The organism is Niveibacterium terrae, assembly GCF_048213115.1.
Classification (GTDB): domain Bacteria; phylum Pseudomonadota; class Gammaproteobacteria; order Burkholderiales; family Rhodocyclaceae; genus Niveibacterium; species Niveibacterium terrae.
Genome location: NZ_CP172404.1, coordinates 2101743 through 2117860 on the forward strand (window position 1 = coordinate 2101743; position 16118 = coordinate 2117860).

Genomic DNA, 16118 nt, shown 5'->3' on the forward strand with positions numbered 1-16118 from the left:
AGCCACGCCCCCTTCTTCGCATCCACCCAAAGGGGGGATTGTCCGGGAACCGCGCCCCGCATCTACACTGAGGATTCGAGCGCGGACAGTGCATCCAGTTCAGGAATGGCCGGGAGGCTGTCCGCAGCGCCACATACAGGGGGCACTAAATGCTGTTCGAATCGAACTGGATGCTCTTCCTCCTTTTCCTGATCGCGGTCGCGTGGTTCTTTTCCGCGGCGATCCGGATCTTCCGCGAGTACGAACGGGGCGTCGTCTTCACGCTGGGGCGCTTCTGGAAGGTCAAGGGACCTGGCCTCGTCCTGATCATCCCGGTGATCCAGAAGGCGATCCGCGTCGATCTGCGCACGGTCGTCCTCGACGTTCCCACCCAGGACGTGATTTCACGCGACAACGTCTCGGTGAAGGTCAGCGCCGTCGTCTATCTGCGCGTCATCGATCCTGAAAAAGCGATCATCCAGGTCGTCGATTACCTCAATGCGACGAGCCAGCTCGCCCAGACCATGCTGCGCTCGGTGCTGGGCAAGCATCAGCTCGATGACATGCTGGCCGAGCGCGAGCGGCTCAACCTCGACATCCAGCAGGCGCTCGATGCGCAAACCGACTCATGGGGGATCAAGGTTGCCAACGTCGAGATCAAACAGGTCGACCTGACCGAGTCGATGATTCGGGCCATCGCCCGACAGGCCGAGGCGGAGCGCGAGCGGCGCGCCAAAGTGATCCATGCGGAAGGCGAATTGCAGGCTTCGGAAAAACTGTACCAGGCCGCCAGGGTGCTGGCCCAGGAGCCTCAGGCGATCCTGTTGCGCTATCTGGAAACGCTGACCGTGATCGGTGCGGACAAGAACACCACGGTCGTCTTTCCTCTGCCTATGGATTTGCTTGCTCCGCTGCTGGAAAAGACGAAGAGCGCGAGTTCGGGCGGCTGAAGGCCGCCAAGGGGCTGCGAAGCGCTGCCTCTTCCTTGATCGCGGCCACCTTTCCCATCACGGTGGCCCCCGGCTCCGCCGGAGCGGGTGATCTTCTTAGCAACAATCGGTCTTTGGCCCAGGGCGGGAAGCACCTAAAATAGACCCCCTTGCATTTTTGATGCCTGCCGCCCGGCGGCAGCCATCCCCGCCCGTGATTGAATTCCACAGAGTCCACAAGTCCTACCGCGTCAAGGACTTGGAAGTTCCTGCGCTGAGCGACGTCGAACTGACAATCCAGGACGGCGAAGTCTTCGGTGTCGTCGGCCATTCCGGGGCCGGCAAGTCCACGCTGCTGCGCCTGATCAACCTGCTCGAACGCCCTGACGCCGGCCAGATCCGCATCAATGGCGAGGACATCCTCGCGCTCGACGCGGCCGGTCTCGCCGCGCTGCGCCAGAAGATCGGCATGATCTTCCAGCACTTCAACCTGCTCTCGGCCAAGACCGTCGCCGAGAATGTCGCCTGGCCGCTGAAGATCGCGAAGTGGGACAAGGAGAAGATCGCGGCGCGGGTCGCCGAGCTGCTCGATCGCGTCGGCCTCACTGACCAGGCGGACAAGTATCCGGCCCAGCTCTCGGGGGGGCAAAAGCAAAGGGTCGGCATCGCGCGCGCTCTGGCGACGAGGCCGCAGGTCCTGCTCTGCGACGAGGCGACCAGCGCGCTCGACCCTCAGACCACGCGCTCGGTGCTCGATCTTCTGGCGGGTATCAACCGCGAGCTGGGATTGACGATCGTGCTGATCACGCACGAGATGGACGTCGTCCGCCGGATCTGTGACCGGGTCGCCGTGCTCGACTCCGGCCGCATCGTCGAATCGGGGCCGGTCACTGAAGTCTTCCTGCACCCGAAGCACGAGACGAGCCGCCGCTTCGTCTTCGAAGCCGAGCGGGTCGAAGAGGAAGCATTGCTCGACGACTTCGCCCATGTGCCGGGACGCATCGTCAGGCTGACCTTCACCCGCGATCTGTCCTATTCGCCGCTCTTGAGCGTCGTCTCGCGCGAGACCGGAGTCGATTTCAGCATCCTGTTCGGACGGATAGACCGGATCAAGGACACGCCCTATGGACAGCTGACCGTCGCCTATAGCGGCGGCGATGTCGAGGCCGCCTTGCGCGCCCTCGGCGAGCGGGGCATACAGATCGAGGAGTTGAGACGATGAACGAACTGTTTTCCAACCTGGACTGGGCCGAAATCGGCCTGGCATCGCTGGATACCTTCGCGATGCTGGGCGGCTCGCTCGTCTTCACGATGCTGCTGGGCCTGCCTCTGGGGATCATCCTGTTCCTGACCGGGCGAGGTCAGCTGCTTGAAAACAAGCTGGCATATTCCGTGCTCTCCTTCATCGTCAACGTGCTGCGCTCGGTTCCTTTCGTGATCCTGTTGATCGTGATGATCCCGCTGACCGTGTTGATCTCGGGGACCTCACTGGGGGTTGCCGGAGCGATTCCGCCGCTGGTGGTCGGAGCCTCGCCCTTCTTCGCCCGGCTGGTCGAGACCGCGCTGCGTGAAGTGGACAAAGGCGTCATCGAAGCCTGCCAGGCGATGGGCGCCTCGCCACGGCAGATCGTGCTCGGCGCGCTGCTTCCGGAGGCTTTCCCGGGGATCCTCGCCGCGGCGACGGTGACCGCGATCACGCTGGTCTCCTATGCGGCGATGTCGGGCGTGATCGGCGGAGGAGGGCTGGGAGATCTGGCGATCCGCTTCGGATACCAGAGGTTCCAGACCGATGTGATGGTCGTGACGGTTCTGTTGTTGCTGGTGTTGGTTCAAGTGCTGCAGATGATCGGCGATCGACTCGTGGTTCGGTTCTCGCATCGCTGAAGCCTGACGTTCTACCGAGAGTGTTTCCCCCTGTGTCTGTTCAGAAAAAGGAGAAGTCCATGAAAAAGCTGTTTGCCTCTTTCGCTGCCGGCTTTGCGCTGACCGCCTTTGCCGCGGGAGCCCTGGCTGCCGACAAGATCACGGTGGCCGCGACGGCCGTCCCCCATGCCGAGATCCTCGAACTGATCAAGCCGGCTCTGGCCAAACAAGGTGTGACGCTGGAAGTGAAGGTCTTCACCGACTACGTCCAGCCCAATGTCCAGGTCGCCGAGAAGCACCTCGACGCGAACTTCTTCCAGCACAAACCCTATCTGGCGGAATTCAACAAAGGTAAGGGCACGAACCTGGTGAGCGTCGTCGGCGTCCACGTCGAACCCTTCGGCGCCTATTCGCGGAAAGTGAAGTCGCTCGCGGCACTCAAATCCGGTGCGACCGTTGCGATCCCCAACGATGCGACCAACGGCGGCCGCGCTCTGCTGCTGCTCGACAAGGCCGGCGTGATCAAGCTCAAGGACAACAGCAACATCCTCGCGACGACCAAGGACATCGCGTCCAACCCGAAACAGTTGAAGTTCCGCGAAGTCGAAGCCGCGACGCTGCCGCGCATCCTGCCCCAGGTCGATCTGGCGCTGATCAACACCAACTATGCGCTTGAAGCCAAGTTGAACCCGGCCAAGGACGCGCTGGCGATCGAAGGCGCCCAGTCTCCGTATGTGAACGTGCTGGTCGCGCGCGCCGACAACGCCCAGTCCCCGGCGATCAAGAAACTCGCCGCGGCGCTGAATTCGCCGGAAGTGAAGAAGTTCATCCAGGCCAAGTATAAAGGCGCGGTCGTCCCGGCTTTCTGAGCGGAGGGCCTCAGATGCAGCGAAGGCTCTTTGAGCGGATGGCTTGCTCAAAGACCGCGTTTGCCTGATCGGCCCAGTTTGCCCAGCTATGCGCTTCGGCGTGGGCACGGATCTTGTCCTCGTCGTACTCCCGGGCTGAGGCGGCAATGATCGCCGAGGCGAAAGCCTCGGCGGTGTAGGGTTCGACGACACAGCCATAATCGGGTTTCGAGATCGCATCCGCCGCCGAGTTGACCCTGGACGTGAGCACCGGCCTTCCGCAGGCCATGGCCTCGAAGTAGACCGTAGCCCAACCTTCATAGTCGCTCGATAGCAGCAGCCAGTCCGCAGCCCCCATCCAGCTAGCCACTTCTGCATGGTTTCGTTGCCCGGCGAAAAGCACGAGATCCTGAAGACCGAGTTCAGCGGCTTCCTTCTCCAGCTTTTTGCGGTTCGGACCACTGCCGACAAGAACCAGAAGCGGCGGCGTCTGACCGCGTTGCCGGATCCGCGCCAGAGCCCGTATCACCAGGGACTGGTTCTTCCTGTCTATCAGGTAGCCGACATAGACGGCGATCCGGCCCTCCTGCGGCAGGCCAAGCCGGGCACGGCTCTCGCTTTTAGTGCGTAGCTGAAAGCGACAGGGATCGACTCCGTTGCAGAGAAAGACGGCATTCTCTTCCGGGCACCCCAGATCCAGGCTGCGCCGTTTCAGATCCGAGCTGACCGAGATCACGCGGTCGGCCTCCCTCATCGTCCAGCCCAATTGCGCGCGCGTCAGAGCCAACTCCGGGTAGAGACGCAGATCGGCGCCATGGCAGGTCACCACCGAGGCGCAGCCCAGCGAGCGAGCCAGATGCACAGCGGCGTAGCCATCGGGATAGGCGAAATGGGCATCGATGACGTCGGGAGTCCAGCCGGAATGGTTGATCCTGAAGTCGTGCGCGACGCTTTTCACCATCAGCGGTCCCTGGGTGAAAGTCGCGATCTTCGGGATCTGCAGGTAGCGTGGATAGGTCACGCGAATCCCCTCTTCGGTTCTTCCCTCGCTCTCCACGCTGGCCCATTGCCCCCAGCTTCCCAGAGCGACAAGCCCGCGCGGGAACCACGGCGTTGGAACCATAACCCTCAGATCGACATGTTTGGCCAGAGCTCTGGCCCGCTCCATGCAGAAAGTCCCGAGCGACGGGAAAGCCCGGCTCGGAAAGAGGCGGGTCAGCATCAGGACTTTCAGCTTGCTCATGCGCGCTCCTTCAGCCGTTCAGGCACAGGAAAGCTGGCAATACAGATCACGGTAGCGCTTGAGCATCAGATCCATCGAGTAGTGTTCGCAGGTGTAGCGGCGAGCCGCCTCGCCGAGTCGTTGTCTGAGCTCGTCCTGTCTGGCCAGCGAGCTCAAACCGCTCACCAGCGCATCCAGATCGCCGGCTTTGAAGAGCAGCGCGGCCCGGCCTCTGTCCGTCACTTCGGGCACGCCGCCGACCCGGCTGGCGATGCAGGGGAGGGCACAGGCCATCGCCTCGGACAGCGCATTCGGATGGGCCTCGCTGTCGCTGGGGAGCGCAAAGATGTCGAGGTCTTGCAGAAAGGCGGCTGAATCGCTGACCTGCCCGGCCATCTGAACACGGTCAGCGATACCCAGGGATTCGATCAGGGCCGAGAGTTCCCCTCTCATCCTGCCTTCGCCGCCTATCCGGAGAACCAGATTGAGTCCACGCTGGATCAGCTTGTGGCAGGCCAGGATCAGCAGAGCCTGGTTCTTGACCGGAGAAAGGCTTCCCAGCGTACCGATGGCCAGTTCCTGCCGCGAATGTTCCACGGGCCTGGGCGAGAAGCGATCGACATCGACACCGTTAGGGATCACTGCGATTCGGGATTTCGGCAGACCGACATGGTCGACCAGGAAATCTCGCGAACCTTCGCTGACCGTGAACATCCTGGTTGTGACATGGGTGAGCGCCCGACTCATCATCTTCCAGCGCCAGGGCAGCGCCTTGGCTTCAGCCAGCCCGTGAAAGCTGAAAATCAGCGGAGGCATGGGCCGGGTGCTCAACCTGGCCAGCGCCACCTCCGGCCATGCCCACAGATTGCGGGCATGAATCAGGGTCGGCCGGATTTCGCGGATCAGTCTTCTAAGTTCAAGCGGCACGCCCGGACCGGACGAGTGGGCGTGCAGGCAATGGATCGCAACCGAGGACGAAAACCGCTCGCGGATCAAGGCATCCCCCTTGAGCGCGACCACGGTATGGGTGATGCCGTCATCGAGCAGGCCGTTGGCGACCCGGCTCAACGCAAGCTCCATTCCTCCCGCACTCAAGGTCGGGACGATGTGCAGCACATGGATCGTTCGCACGCTACTGACCGCCAGTCTCCTTGCCGAATCAGTCAGCGAGACTAGCATCGCGGCGGGTACGGCTTTCGTGCGGTGTTTCCTGTCTCAGGCCAGAAAGCCTGAGTAAATCAGCATTACGCGCGCCCCCGCCTTGCGGCAGGGGATTCTGCAGCTGCATTGCGGACTGCGAGGCAGCGATCGTCAACAAATTCAAAACCATGCCGATCGCTGCAGTCTTGAGCGCTAGCGCTGATTACAACGCTGCGATCGTCATGAAAAGCCCATGCGATCGCAGCCGGCCAGAACGCCGCTGTGCGGCGTATTACAAGGCTGCGATCGTCATCAAACCAAACCATGGCGATCGCTGCAGTCTTGAGCGCTAGCGCGTATTACAAGGCAGCGATCGTCTGCCGGCCCCACCACTCGGCGCCAGGCGCCAGTTCGACGGGCTTGTTGACCGCGGCAGCTTCGACGCAGAGCATGTAACGGAAACCGTTGTCGGGAAGGTCGGCAATCGCCGCGCTGTTCTTCTCCCAGGGATTCCAGACGACGACGTCGGCGAAGTTTTCCTTGCCGATGCCGAGCGAACGGTGCGGCTCGCGCACGAGCACAGGACGGTTCGCGTCGAAGTAGACGCGGTCGGTTTCCGCTTCAATGGTGAGGTCGACACCGGTTTCGTCGTGTTCGACGCCGGTGGGTGCGTCGAGGTAGCGCAGGCCATGGAGGCCTTCGATCTTGACTTCCTCGACTTCGCGCATACGCAGATAGGTGTGCAGCGCGCCGGTGAAGCTCAGCGCGTTCTCGCCCTGATTCTTGACACCCAGCTCGATGTCCAGGCGCTGCCCCGAGATCAGCACGGTCAGTTCGACCGCGAACGCGTGCGGCCAGATCTTGCGGCTCGCTTCGTCGTCGGTCAGCGTGAAAGTCGCCGTTGCAAAATCCTTGCCGACCCGGCTCTCGGTCTCGGTCCACTCGACGAGTCGCGCAAAACCGTGCTTGGGCAGATTGCCGCGCCCGCCAAACTGCGGGAAGCAGACCGGAACGCCGCCGCGCACGGCTTCACCGACCTTGAACGCGCTCTTGTCGCTCAGGTAGAGGCGCTCATCGCCCCCCGCGGGAATCCAGCTGACGATGTGGGCGCCCAGGTTCAGAATGGTCGCCGTCGCGCCGTCCGGAGCGGTGATGCGGACAGCAGGCAGGCCGTTGAAGGTGATCTTTTCGATTCCAGTTGTCATTTTGTCGTCTGTGAAATATCAGATTGGCGTCTGTGAAATATCAGATGCGAGTGTGCATTCTGCGATTTCACGGAAGCGGAAACAAGTCGGATCGTGGTCGTTGCGCATTCCGACCGCCTGCATGAAGGCGAGACAGCTTGTCGGCCCCAGGAAACGGAAGCCTTGGCGGCGCAGCGCGCGGCTCATCCGTTCAGCGGCATCGGGCTCATCCTGCGGGCTCGCAAAGCTCCACAACCAGCCGGAGGCATCGCTTCCCTTCTGCTGCAGTGCAAGCCAGGCGCGCGCATTGCCGATCGTCGCCTCGATCTTGCCACGATGGCGGACGATTCCCGGATTTGCAAGCAGCCGGGCGACATCATCACTGGTGAAACGGGCGATCCTCTCGGCGTCGAAGCCGGCGAAGGCTTCGCGGTAGGCTTCGCGTTTGCGCAGAATCGTGATCCAGGCGAGGCCCGCCTGGGAGGCTTCGAGGCACAGATTCTCGAAGAGCGCGCGCGCCTCATGGACGGGAACGCCCCATTCGAGGTCATGGTAGGCCTGATAGAGCGGATCATCCCCGACCCAGCGGCACCGGCAGCGCGAGTCAGAGTTCGTCAAAGCTCATCCAGTGGCATCAACACCCGGTACTGGGGGATTCCGGAGAGCTTGCCGATCAGCGCGATGACAGCCTTTTTCAGGTAGGGAGAGGCGAGATGGCGCTTCAGATCCTCTTCCGAGCTCCACAGCTCCAGCGTATTGACGCGCATCGGGTTGGCGCTGTCACGGTAGAGGTCGTAGCGAATACAACCTTCTTCCTGCCTTGTCAGCGCCGCCAGCTGTCGCAGTGTTGCGATTGCATCGGTTTCGTGCCTGGGCACGATCTCGGCCAGAGTGACCACATGAATCGGTTTGGCGCTCATGTTCCAACTCGCACGCGAAGAGGATGAGCATAGTTTAGCGGAAGAGGGCGGGGCGGGAGCGTGCAGAACACCCAGGCAGAAAAGCAAAAAGCCCAATCCGGAGATTGGGCTTTTTGCTGATTTGGTTGCGGGGGCAGGATTTGAACCTGCGACCTTCGGGTTATGAGCCCGACGAGCTGCCAGACTGCTCCACCCCGCGTCGGAGAAGAAAGATATTAATCGGTTTTGCGAAATTTGTAAAGAATATTAATTTCGAAAAGCCGGTAAGACCTTGAAAAACTAAAGGCTTGCTGGCATGACCAGCAAGCCTTACTAACTGGTTGCGGGGGCAGGATTTGAACCTGCGACCTTCGGGTTATGAGCCCGACGAGCTGCCAGACTGCTCCACCCCGCGTCGGAGAAGGACTGATATTAAACGGGATCGCCGGGTTTGTCAAAAAATAGTTGGATCGACGATCCTCGCGCTCCTGTAGGACTAAGATTCACCCCTTGCAGAACTCTCTTAATGAATCATGGCCAGCTATATCGAAAACGCTCTCGCCTCGGGCGAAACAATCCTTCACGTCGGCAAAGTGAGCCTTTGGTCCCAGACCCGCTCTCTGGCTTTGGGTATCGCATTGATCGCGTTCGGAGTCTTCCTCGCCCAAAAGACCCAGATAGGACACCACCTGCCTCTGGCAGTCGCAACGCTGGGGCTTCTGTTCTGCGTGGCGGCCTGGTTGCGCAGCCAGGCCACCGAACTCGCGCTGACAAACCGCCGCGTCATCGCGAAGTTCGGCCTCATCAGCCGCCGCACGCTGGAGATCAACCTCGCGCGCATCGAGAGCCTTCAGGTCGAGCAGGGCATCCTTGGCCGCATCCTGAACTTCGGTTGCCTGAAGATCGCCGGCGTCGGCGACTCCCAGGAACCGGTCAATTTCATATCGGATCCTCTGAGCTTCCGCCGCAAGTTCGTCGAAGCCCAGGAAGCGCTGAAAGTTCAGTAAGCCGCCATCGCCTTTTGCCAACCCAGCGCCGTCGTCACGGCAGCGAAGTCGGCAGACGGCGGCGCATTGAAACGAAGCGCTTCGCCGCTGAGCGGATGAGTCAGACTCATGCTGACGCAGGCGAGCAGCAAGCGGTGGCTGGCGAAGCGCTCGGCGAACATCCGGTTGTGAATGCCTTTCCCGTGTGTCGCATCGCCGATGATCGGATGCGCGATGTGCTTCATGTGCCGCCGCAGCTGGTGGCGCCGTCCCGTCTCGGGTTCGAGCAAAACCAGCGCGTAGCGGCTCTGCGGATAGCGATCGACCGCGATCGGCAGTTCGACCGTCGCGAGCCGCTTGAAACGCGTTCGCGATTCCTGGGCTGCCGCAGGGCCGGGAAGGGGGAGCTCGTATTCGTCGCGGATCACCGCCAGGGGATGGTCGACCAGGCCTTCTTCGTCGGGCCAGCCCCTGACCACAGCGAGATAGCGTTTTTCGACCTCGCGCGATTCGAACTGGCGGCCGAGCTTCGCGGCGAGCGCCTTGTCGAGCGCAAAGACGAGGACTCCGGACGTGCCCCGATCGAGCCGGTGAGCCGGCCAGACCCTCTGGCCGATCTGGTCGCGCAGCAGCTGCACCGCGAAGCGCGTCTCGTGTCGGTCGAGAATCGAACGGTGGACGAGCAAGCCGGCCGGTTTGTGGATCGCGACGATGTGTTCGTCTCGGTAGAGGATTTCGAGCATCATGGGATTATCCCAGCAAGCCAGACTTCTGTTTCTCAAATCGCGATGACCGACCTGATGACCTGCATTTTCCCGTCCCGCTACATCCAGGGGCCGGATGCACTGAAAACCCTCGGCACCGAGACCGCGAGGCAGGGCAGCAAGGCCTTGCTCGTCGGCGACGACTATGTCCGCGAACACCTGTTGCCCTCCGTGCGGAAGGCGCTGGCCCCGGACATCCCGAGCGTCGAGGCGCTGATCGCCGGTCCCTGCTGCGCGAGCGCGATCGCGAACGCTGCGACGATCGCTTCACAGAGTCACTGCGACGTCGTGATCGGCGTGGGCGGCGGCAGAGTGCTCGACTCGGCCAAACTGATCGCCGAAGCCTGTTCGCTACCCTTGATCCTGATCCCCAGCATCGCGGCGAGCGATGCGCCGTGCAGCGCGATCGCGGTGCTCTGCGACGAAGCGGGGCGACTCGAGCGCTATGTCTTCCTCAAGCGCAGCCCTGATCTCGTCCTCGTCGACACCCGTTTGATCCTCGCCGCGCCGGCCCGGATGCTGGTCGCCGGTATCGGCGATGCGCTCTCGACCTGGTACGAGATGGAGGAGGGCAGGCTAGAAGGCCTTCCCAACCTGGCCGGAGGCGCGGTCGGAGAGCTGCCCAGGGCCGTCGCGAAGCACTGCCGCGACACGATCCTGGAGCACGCGCGAGCCGCCCTTCAGAGTCAAAAGCGGGCAGAGATCACCCGCGCATTCGAAGCCGTCATCGAGGCGAACATCCTGCTCTCCGGGATAGGATTCGAGAGCGGCGGCACGGGCACGGCCCATGCGGTCCAGAACGGGCTCGCCCAGCTGCCCCAGGCGAAAAGCGCGCTGCACGGAGAGCTCGTCGCGGTGGGCCTGCTCGCGATGCTGAAGCTCGCGGGCGATGAAACCGAGTTCGAGCGGATCTCGCACTTTTGCACGGATATCGGTCTGCCGCGCTCTCTCGCCGACATCAGCCTTGCCGGCATCGCCGATGCAGAGCTGATGGCTGCATCCGAGTTCGCTTCGACGCCCGCCGCAATGAACCGGATGCCTCGGGCCTATACCCCCGCAAGAATCTGCAAGGTTTTGCGCGGACTCTGAACGATTTGCGTTCCATCTTGCCATGAATACTGATGTAACTCATCATGGGTCACCTCATGCCTTACGGAAGCAAGCATGTTCAAGAATCTTGGTTGCCTATCGATATTGGCTCTCGCTGCGGCTCTGCTGTCCTCCTGCTCCAGCACTCGCTTCACGAGCGCTTGGCGCGACAAGGAGTATCAGGGGCCTGAACTGCACAAGCTCGTCGTTGTGGGAATTGTTGGCGAAACCTCGGTACGCCGGATCTTCGAGGATAGCCTGACGAAATCGCTCAGGGGCGTTGGCATTGAGGCGGTTCAGAGCTATACGCTGCTGCCCGACAACACGGATCAGCCCATCGAGCGGCTACGTGAATTTGCCGAGAAGATCCACGCAGAGGGCATCCTGACAGCGCACGCACTGCGCAGCGACAACAAGGTCGAATACACGCCAGGCACGACCCGCATTGCTTTGCCTCTCAATCGCTACAGCAACAGGCCTCATTTCGGTTCCGCTTTAGTAGAAGACCCGCGCGTCCACAGCTATAGCGTTGTCACGATCAGGACTGACCTCTGGCCAACAGCCAGGGATGGCAAGGTTCTCTGGTCGGCGGTCAGCGAAACAGCCGACCCGGAGGACGCGGTGAGAGCATCCCGCGAGTTGACTGCCCTGATTCTCTCCGAATTACGTAAGGAGAAGCTTGTTCCTGCTGCAAGCGAGTGAATCCGTATTGAGCGCAAGCAAAGCCACTTCAATGCCAAAGGCCGATGCACCCGATCACTGCGGTCCAGCATACGCTCTGAGACTGATTGCTTTTCGAGACAGATTCTTTCTTGCCTTGAATGCTGATGAGGCGAATCATTGATCTGTTCTCATTCTCTGGGAGCCTACGATGTTCAAGTCTCTAGCCCATCTGTCTCTGCTGCTGCTCGCCGCCGTCCTGCTGGCTTCCTGCGCCAGTACCCGCTTCACCAGCGCCTGGCGCGACCGCGAATACACCGGCCCAACGCTGAAGAAGATCGTTGTCATCGGAATCTCCGAAGAGACGGCTGCACGCCGGGTCTTCGAGGACAGCTTCGCGAAAGCGCTGAACCAGGCCGGAGTCGATGCCGTGCCAGGCTATACGCTGATCCCGGTCAATCCAGGGCGTCCGGTCGAGGACTTGCGCGAAGCGGTCGAACGCATCCACGCTGATGGGGTTCTGGTCGCGCGCGCGCTGCGCGCCGAGCGACGGCTCGACTACACCCCGGGGCACGTCAGGGTAATGCCGGGAATCGGCTACCACAGCGGATTCTGGGGCTATTACGGCTCGGCGATCATCGACGAGCCGCGTCTCTACAGCTACAGCGTCATCACGATCGAGACCAATCTGTGGCCGACGAGCAAAGACGGAAAAGTGCTGTGGTCGGCGATCAGCGAGACCACCGATCCGGACAACGTCCAGAAGGCGGCGAGCGAGCTGGCGAAGCTTGTGATCAAAGCGCTCGCCGAGCAGAAGCTGATCGAGACGCCGCCTGCCAAGTAAGGCGCCGCTTGAGACCGCCGCGAGCCGCCTCGGCGGACGCGCGGCATCACATTTACTGGCTGCCACAGTGGATTCGCTGCATAACCTTTCCGTCCTTTTCTGGATTGTGCTGATTGGCCTCAGCGGCTTCGCTCTGGGCCGAGCGCTGGCGTCGCAGAGGTTTTCCGGTCTCGCCACGTTCCGGAAGCGCCGTAGCAGGAGTCCAGGCAAATCGAGTGCCGGGATTCAGGCCCCCAGCCTGACCGATCCGCTGCTCAATGCCTGCTTTGGCGACGCCGCCAAAGCGGAGCGCCTGACCCGGCGCGAACAGCGCCTCGCTCCCGGAATTTCGCCGCTTCAGGCGCGGGAGAGGGCTTTCCAGAGAATCCTTCGCGATCGCAGCTGACTTGAGAGGCTCACCAAGCCCGGGAAGCCCTGACGAATGAATCCACACACTAGTTTACATAATACAGATTATACGAACACTGATGGTTTTGATGCGACCGATCGCAAAGCTTCTGACTCACTGTCTCGTGCTTCTGCTGCTGAGTGCAAGTTCAACGACAGTCTGGGCCTCCAAGGTTCAGGGCCAAGCCTTGACGTTGCCGACGCCGAACGGAGCGTTCTGAGCTACTACAGCGGAAACGACTCGCGGGTGGCCAACGATCCGAACTCCGAACAAGGGCGCGGTTTCTTCGCGAGCCTGTTCCGCGAGTGGACACATCTGATCAAGGCCATCACGACGGATGTCCTCACCGGGACGCGCAGCTCCGGAAAAAACGGTCTTCTTGGCTTTTCGCAGGGAGGATTCCTGGCCACAACGGTAGCCGGAAAGGATCCGCAGATAAGCGCGCAGGGGCTCTTCTACGGAGGCATTCCAGCTGCCGCTCGACACGAAATCGTCCAACTGCCGCCACTGCTGGAGCTGCATGGCGACGCGGATCGTGTCGTCCCCTTGGCGCAAGGTCAAGCCCTGGTCACATTGGCCAAAGGCCTCGGCTAGACAGCCGAAATGGTGGTGTATCCCAGAGCCGGCCACGGTTTTTACGGAACGGACGAGTTGGGCTCAATCCGCCGAGTCAGCACTTTTTTCTGTCGGAACCTGCAGTCGATGGCGTGTGCGGGAATCGCAAAATAGGCAGGGCGGGGCATCTCCACTACGGTTCGGATGGTCTGTTCTGACTCTTTAGGAACCATGCCCGCAGTGAAGCCTCAACTGCGAAGAAGGAATGCCCCCCTCCCCTCACTTTCGAGCCTAGGCTCGAAGGCTCGGATGCTGACAAATGCGTCAGCGGCTGCACACCGATGAACGATCGCCCTTGTCCGCGAGATCCCGGGAACCGCTGATCGGCGAGCCGAAAATGAAAAAGCGACTTCCACCCAAGCCGCGCGGCTCAGAGGAAGTCGCCATCAGGGACGGCAGATCAGAGCAGATCGAAGCGGTCAGCGTTCATGACCTTGGTCCAGGCGGCCACAAAGTCACGCACGAACTTGGCTTGGTTGTCGTCCTGGGCGTAGACCTCGGCATAGGCCCGCAACACCGAGTTCGAACCGAAGACCAGATCGACACGAGTGGCCGTCCATTTGACGGCTTCGGTCTTGCGGTCGCGGATCTCGTAGCGATTGCGTCCGACGGGCTTCCAGGTGTAAGCCATGTCGGTCAAGTTGACGAAAAAGTCGTTGCTCAGCGCGCCCACGCGATCGGTGAAAACCCCATCCAGGCTAGCACCGTGGTTGGTGCCCAGCACCCGCATCCCGCCGACCAGGACTGTCATCTCGCAAGCGCTCAGGCGCATCAATTGGGCGCGGTCGAGCAGCAACTCCTCGGGACTGACCGCGTAGTCCTTCTTCTGCCAATTGCGGAAGCCGTCCGCGAGCGGCTCCAGCACTGCGAAGGATTCGACATCGGTCATCTGCTGCGTCGCGTCTCCTCGGCCAGGCGCAAAGGGGACCGTCACCGCAAAACCCGCAGCCTCGGCCGCTTGCTCGACGCCAAGGTTGCCTGCCAACACGATGACATCGGCCACGCTGGCACCGGTATCGGCGGCAATTTTCTCCAGCACGGCCAATACCCTGTTCAAGCGATCCGGTTCATTGCCTTCCCAGCCATTTTGCGGTGCCAGCCGAATGCGCGCGCCGTTGGCGCCACCGCGCTTGTCCGAAGCACGAAAGCTGCGGGCGCTGTCCCAAGCCGTCGCGACCCTGTCGCTGATGCCGAGGCCGCTCGCCGCGATTCTCGCTTTCACGCTAGCCACGTCGTAGTCCTTGCGGCCAACGGGAACCGGGTCCTGCCAGATCAAGTCTTCCTGCGGCGCATCCGGGCCAATGTAGCGAGACTTCGGTCCCATGTCACGGTGGGTCAGCTTGAACCAGGCACGGGCAAAGGTCTCGGAGAAGTAGGCCGGGTCCCGGGCGAAGCGCTCCGAAATCTTCCGGTACTCGGGGTCCATCTTCATGGCCATGTCGGCATCGGTCATGATCGGGTTGTGGCGGATGGACGGGTCTTCGACGTCGACAGGTTTGTCTTCCTCTTTGATGTTGATGGGCTCCCACTGCCAGGCCCCCGCCGGACTCTTCTTGAGTTCCCAGTCGTAATCGAGAAGCAGGCGGAAGTAATCGTTATCCCATCGAGTCGGGTGAGTGGTCCAGGCGCCTTCCAGGCCGCTGGTCACGGTGTCCCGGCCGATGCTGCGGCTGCTGTGATTCATCCAGCCCAGGCCCTGCTCTTCGAGCTCAGCGCCTTCCGGCGCGGGGCCCAGCTTGGCGGCGCTGCCGTTGCCGTGGGCTTTGCCGACGGTGTGACCGCCGGCGGTCAAGGCCACGGTTTCCTCATCATTCATGGCCATCCGGGCAAAGGTCACGCGCACATCCTGTGCGGTCCTGAGTGGATCGGGCTTGCCATCCACCCCTTCGGGGTTCACATAGATCAAGCCCATCATCACGGCGGCCAATGGGTTTTCCAGGTCGCGCTCGCCCGAGTAACGGCTATTGGCGCTGCCGCTGGGCGCGAGCCATTCCCTCTCCGAGCCCCAGTAGATGTCCTTTTCCGGGTGCCAGATATCCTCACGACCGAAAGCGAAGCCGAAAGTCTTCAAGCCCATAGCCTCATAGGCCATGTTTCCTGCGAGGATGATCAGGTCGGCCCAGCTGAGCTTATTGCCGTACTTCTTCTTGATCGGCCACAGAAGGCGGCGCGCTTTGTCGAGATTGGCGTTATCGGGCCAGGAATTGAGGGGCGCGAAGCGCTGATTACCGGTGCCACTGCCGCCTCGGCCGTCCGCGATGCGGTAAGTGCCCGCCGAATGCCAGGCCATCCGGATCATCAGGCCGCCGTAATGCCCCCAGTCCGCAGGCCACCACGCTTGGCTGTCGGTCATCAGGGATTTGAGGTCGGTTTTCAGCGCTTCGACATCGAGCTTTTTGACTTCTTCCCGATAATTGAAGCCTGCGTCCATCGGATTGGTCTTGCTGTCGTGCTGATGCAGGATGTCCAGGTTCAGGGCTTTGGGCCACCAAGCCACATTCGACATGCCCGCCGCTGTCGCTCCGCCGTGCATGACCGGGCATTTGCCAGCAGAACTTGCATTTTTGTTTTCCATCCCACGCTCCTTTTTTTTGCGCTGCCCAATGAAATAGATATTGGCGCTCTCCTCAAAGCGTCCTTACCGATGCTTTAACCAGAGGCGAAGCGGCCACTGTAATCGAGAATCTTTCATTTCTGCGATGAATCAC

At 61.5% G+C, this 16118-nt stretch carries 16 protein-coding genes and 2 tRNA genes; 9 read left to right on the forward strand and 9 right to left on the reverse strand.

Annotation, left to right across the window (positions count from 1 at the left end):
• Positions 1-149: 149 nt before the first annotated feature.
• From ACHFB9_RS09690 to ACHFB9_RS09705, 4 genes are all read left to right on the forward strand, one after another.
• The gene (locus tag ACHFB9_RS09690; protein ID WP_417066746.1) at positions 150-929 is read left to right on the forward strand and encodes a slipin family protein; all 780 of its coding nucleotides are present in this window, start codon (positions 150-152) and stop codon (positions 927-929) included.
• Positions 930-1122: 193 nt separating this feature from the next.
• Positions 1123-2130, forward strand: coding sequence for a methionine ABC transporter ATP-binding protein (locus ACHFB9_RS09695; RefSeq protein WP_417066747.1), 1008 nt, complete (start codon positions 1123-1125; stop codon positions 2128-2130).
• Positions 2127-2792: a methionine ABC transporter permease gene (locus ACHFB9_RS09700; protein WP_417066749.1), complete on the forward strand. Its 666-nt coding sequence runs from the start codon at positions 2127-2129 to the stop codon at positions 2790-2792. The genes ACHFB9_RS09695 and ACHFB9_RS09700 overlap by 4 nt, the downstream gene beginning before the upstream one ends.
• A 59-nt stretch (positions 2793-2851) precedes the next feature.
• A complete protein-coding gene (locus ACHFB9_RS09705; RefSeq protein WP_417066751.1) occupies positions 2852-3640 on the forward strand; it encodes a MetQ/NlpA family ABC transporter substrate-binding protein in 789 nt (262 codons plus the stop codon).
• A 10-nt stretch (positions 3641-3650) separates the two neighbouring features.
• Here ACHFB9_RS09705 and ACHFB9_RS09710 read toward each other — a convergent pair whose 3' ends face one another.
• The 7 genes from ACHFB9_RS09710 to ACHFB9_RS09740 form a co-directional block, all read right to left on the reverse strand.
• A complete protein-coding gene (locus ACHFB9_RS09710) occupies positions 3651-4862 on the reverse strand; it encodes a glycosyltransferase (protein WP_417066752.1) in 1212 nt (403 codons plus the stop codon).
• A gap of 18 nt (positions 4863-4880) precedes the next feature.
• Entirely contained in the window at positions 4881-5972 is a 1092-nt protein-coding gene (locus ACHFB9_RS09715) for a glycosyltransferase (protein WP_417066753.1), read from the reverse strand.
• Positions 5973-6340: 368 nt separating this feature from the next.
• On the reverse strand, positions 6341-7186 hold the full coding sequence (locus tag ACHFB9_RS09720; RefSeq protein ID WP_417066755.1) for a D-hexose-6-phosphate mutarotase: 846 nt from the start codon (positions 7184-7186) through the stop codon (positions 6341-6343).
• Positions 7187-7204: 18 nt separating this feature from the next.
• Complete coding sequence (locus tag ACHFB9_RS09725; protein ID WP_417066756.1) at positions 7205-7783, reverse strand: DNA-3-methyladenine glycosylase I; 579 nt, start codon at positions 7781-7783, stop codon at positions 7205-7207.
• Positions 7780-8085 carry a putative quinol monooxygenase gene (locus ACHFB9_RS09730; RefSeq protein WP_417066758.1) on the reverse strand — a complete coding sequence of 102 codons (306 nt, stop codon included), beginning with the start codon at positions 8083-8085 and terminating at the stop codon, positions 7780-7782. Before ACHFB9_RS09730 ends, ACHFB9_RS09725 begins: the two co-directional genes overlap by 4 nt.
• 122 nt (positions 8086-8207) lie before the next feature.
• Positions 8208-8284 (reverse strand) — tRNA-Met (locus ACHFB9_RS09735).
• A gap of 118 nt (positions 8285-8402) precedes the next feature.
• Positions 8403-8479: transfer RNA gene (locus ACHFB9_RS09740), tRNA-Met, on the reverse strand.
• Between the two features lie 118 nt (positions 8480-8597).
• Here ACHFB9_RS09740 and ACHFB9_RS09745 point away from each other — a divergent pair.
• On the forward strand, positions 8598-9071 hold the full coding sequence (locus ACHFB9_RS09745; protein ID WP_417066759.1) for a PH domain-containing protein: 474 nt from the start codon (positions 8598-8600) through the stop codon (positions 9069-9071).
• Here the strand turns inward: ACHFB9_RS09745 and ACHFB9_RS09750 are convergent.
• Complete coding sequence (locus ACHFB9_RS09750; RefSeq protein ID WP_417071367.1) at positions 9065-9793, reverse strand: pseudouridine synthase; 729 nt, start codon at positions 9791-9793, stop codon at positions 9065-9067. The two genes, ACHFB9_RS09745 and ACHFB9_RS09750, sit on opposite strands and share 7 nt — an antisense overlap.
• Positions 9794-9850: 57 nt before the next feature.
• On the opposite strand from ACHFB9_RS09750, the gene ACHFB9_RS09755 reads away from it, so the two are divergent.
• The 4 genes from ACHFB9_RS09755 (at position 9851) to ACHFB9_RS09770 (ending at position 13389) form a co-directional block, all read left to right on the forward strand.
• Positions 9851-10903, forward strand: coding sequence for a glycerol dehydrogenase (locus tag ACHFB9_RS09755; RefSeq protein WP_417066760.1), 1053 nt, complete (start codon positions 9851-9853; stop codon positions 10901-10903).
• A gap of 75 nt (positions 10904-10978) precedes the next feature.
• A complete protein-coding gene (locus ACHFB9_RS09760; RefSeq protein WP_417066762.1) occupies positions 10979-11605 on the forward strand; it encodes a hypothetical protein in 627 nt (208 codons plus the stop codon).
• Positions 11606-11774: 169 nt separating this feature from the next.
• Positions 11775-12407 carry a hypothetical protein gene (locus tag ACHFB9_RS09765; RefSeq protein ID WP_417066763.1) on the forward strand — a complete coding sequence of 211 codons (633 nt, stop codon included), beginning with the start codon at positions 11775-11777 and terminating at the stop codon, positions 12405-12407.
• 421 nt (positions 12408-12828) lie between these two features.
• Entirely contained in the window at positions 12829-13389 is a 561-nt protein-coding gene (locus ACHFB9_RS09770; RefSeq protein ID WP_417066765.1) for a dienelactone hydrolase family protein, read from the forward strand.
• 421 nt (positions 13390-13810) lie between these two features.
• On the opposite strand, the gene katG is transcribed toward ACHFB9_RS09770, so the two are convergent.
• Positions 13811-15943 (reverse strand): catalase/peroxidase HPI, encoded by a 2133-nt coding sequence (katG, locus tag ACHFB9_RS09775; protein ID WP_417066766.1) that lies wholly within the window; start codon positions 15941-15943, stop codon positions 13811-13813.
• Between the last annotated feature and the right edge of the window lie 175 nt (positions 15944-16118).

Coding starts and splice junctions, on each gene's coding strand:
- ACHFB9_RS09690 (WP_417066746.1), top strand. CDS start 150: ATGCTGTTCGAATCGAACTGGATGCTCTTCCTCCTTTTCCTGATCGCG.
- ACHFB9_RS09700 (WP_417066749.1), top strand. CDS start 2,127: ATGAACGAACTGTTTTCCAACCTGGACTGGGCCGAAATCGGCCTGGCA.
- ACHFB9_RS09705 (WP_417066751.1), top strand. CDS start 2,852: ATGAAAAAGCTGTTTGCCTCTTTCGCTGCCGGCTTTGCGCTGACCGCC.
- ACHFB9_RS09710 (WP_417066752.1), bottom strand. CDS start 4,862: ATGAGCAAGCTGAAAGTCCTGATGCTGACCCGCCTCTTTCCGAGCCGG.
- ACHFB9_RS09720 (WP_417066755.1), bottom strand. CDS start 7,186: ATGACAACTGGAATCGAAAAGATCACCTTCAACGGCCTGCCTGCTGTC.
- ACHFB9_RS09730 (WP_417066758.1), bottom strand. CDS start 8,085: ATGAGCGCCAAACCGATTCATGTGGTCACTCTGGCCGAGATCGTGCCC.
- ACHFB9_RS09745 (WP_417066759.1), top strand. CDS start 8,598: ATGGCCAGCTATATCGAAAACGCTCTCGCCTCGGGCGAAACAATCCTT.
- ACHFB9_RS09750 (WP_417071367.1), bottom strand. CDS start 9,793: ATGCTCGAAATCCTCTACCGAGACGAACACATCGTCGCGATCCACAAA.
- ACHFB9_RS09755 (WP_417066760.1), top strand. CDS start 9,851: ATGACCTGCATTTTCCCGTCCCGCTACATCCAGGGGCCGGATGCACTG.
- ACHFB9_RS09760 (WP_417066762.1), top strand. CDS start 10,979: ATGTTCAAGAATCTTGGTTGCCTATCGATATTGGCTCTCGCTGCGGCT.
- ACHFB9_RS09765 (WP_417066763.1), top strand. CDS start 11,775: ATGTTCAAGTCTCTAGCCCATCTGTCTCTGCTGCTGCTCGCCGCCGTC.
- ACHFB9_RS09770 (WP_417066765.1), top strand. CDS start 12,829: ATGAATCCACACACTAGTTTACATAATACAGATTATACGAACACTGAT.
- katG (WP_417066766.1), bottom strand. CDS start 15,943: ATGCACGGCGGAGCGACAGCGGCGGGCATGTCGAATGTGGCTTGGTGG.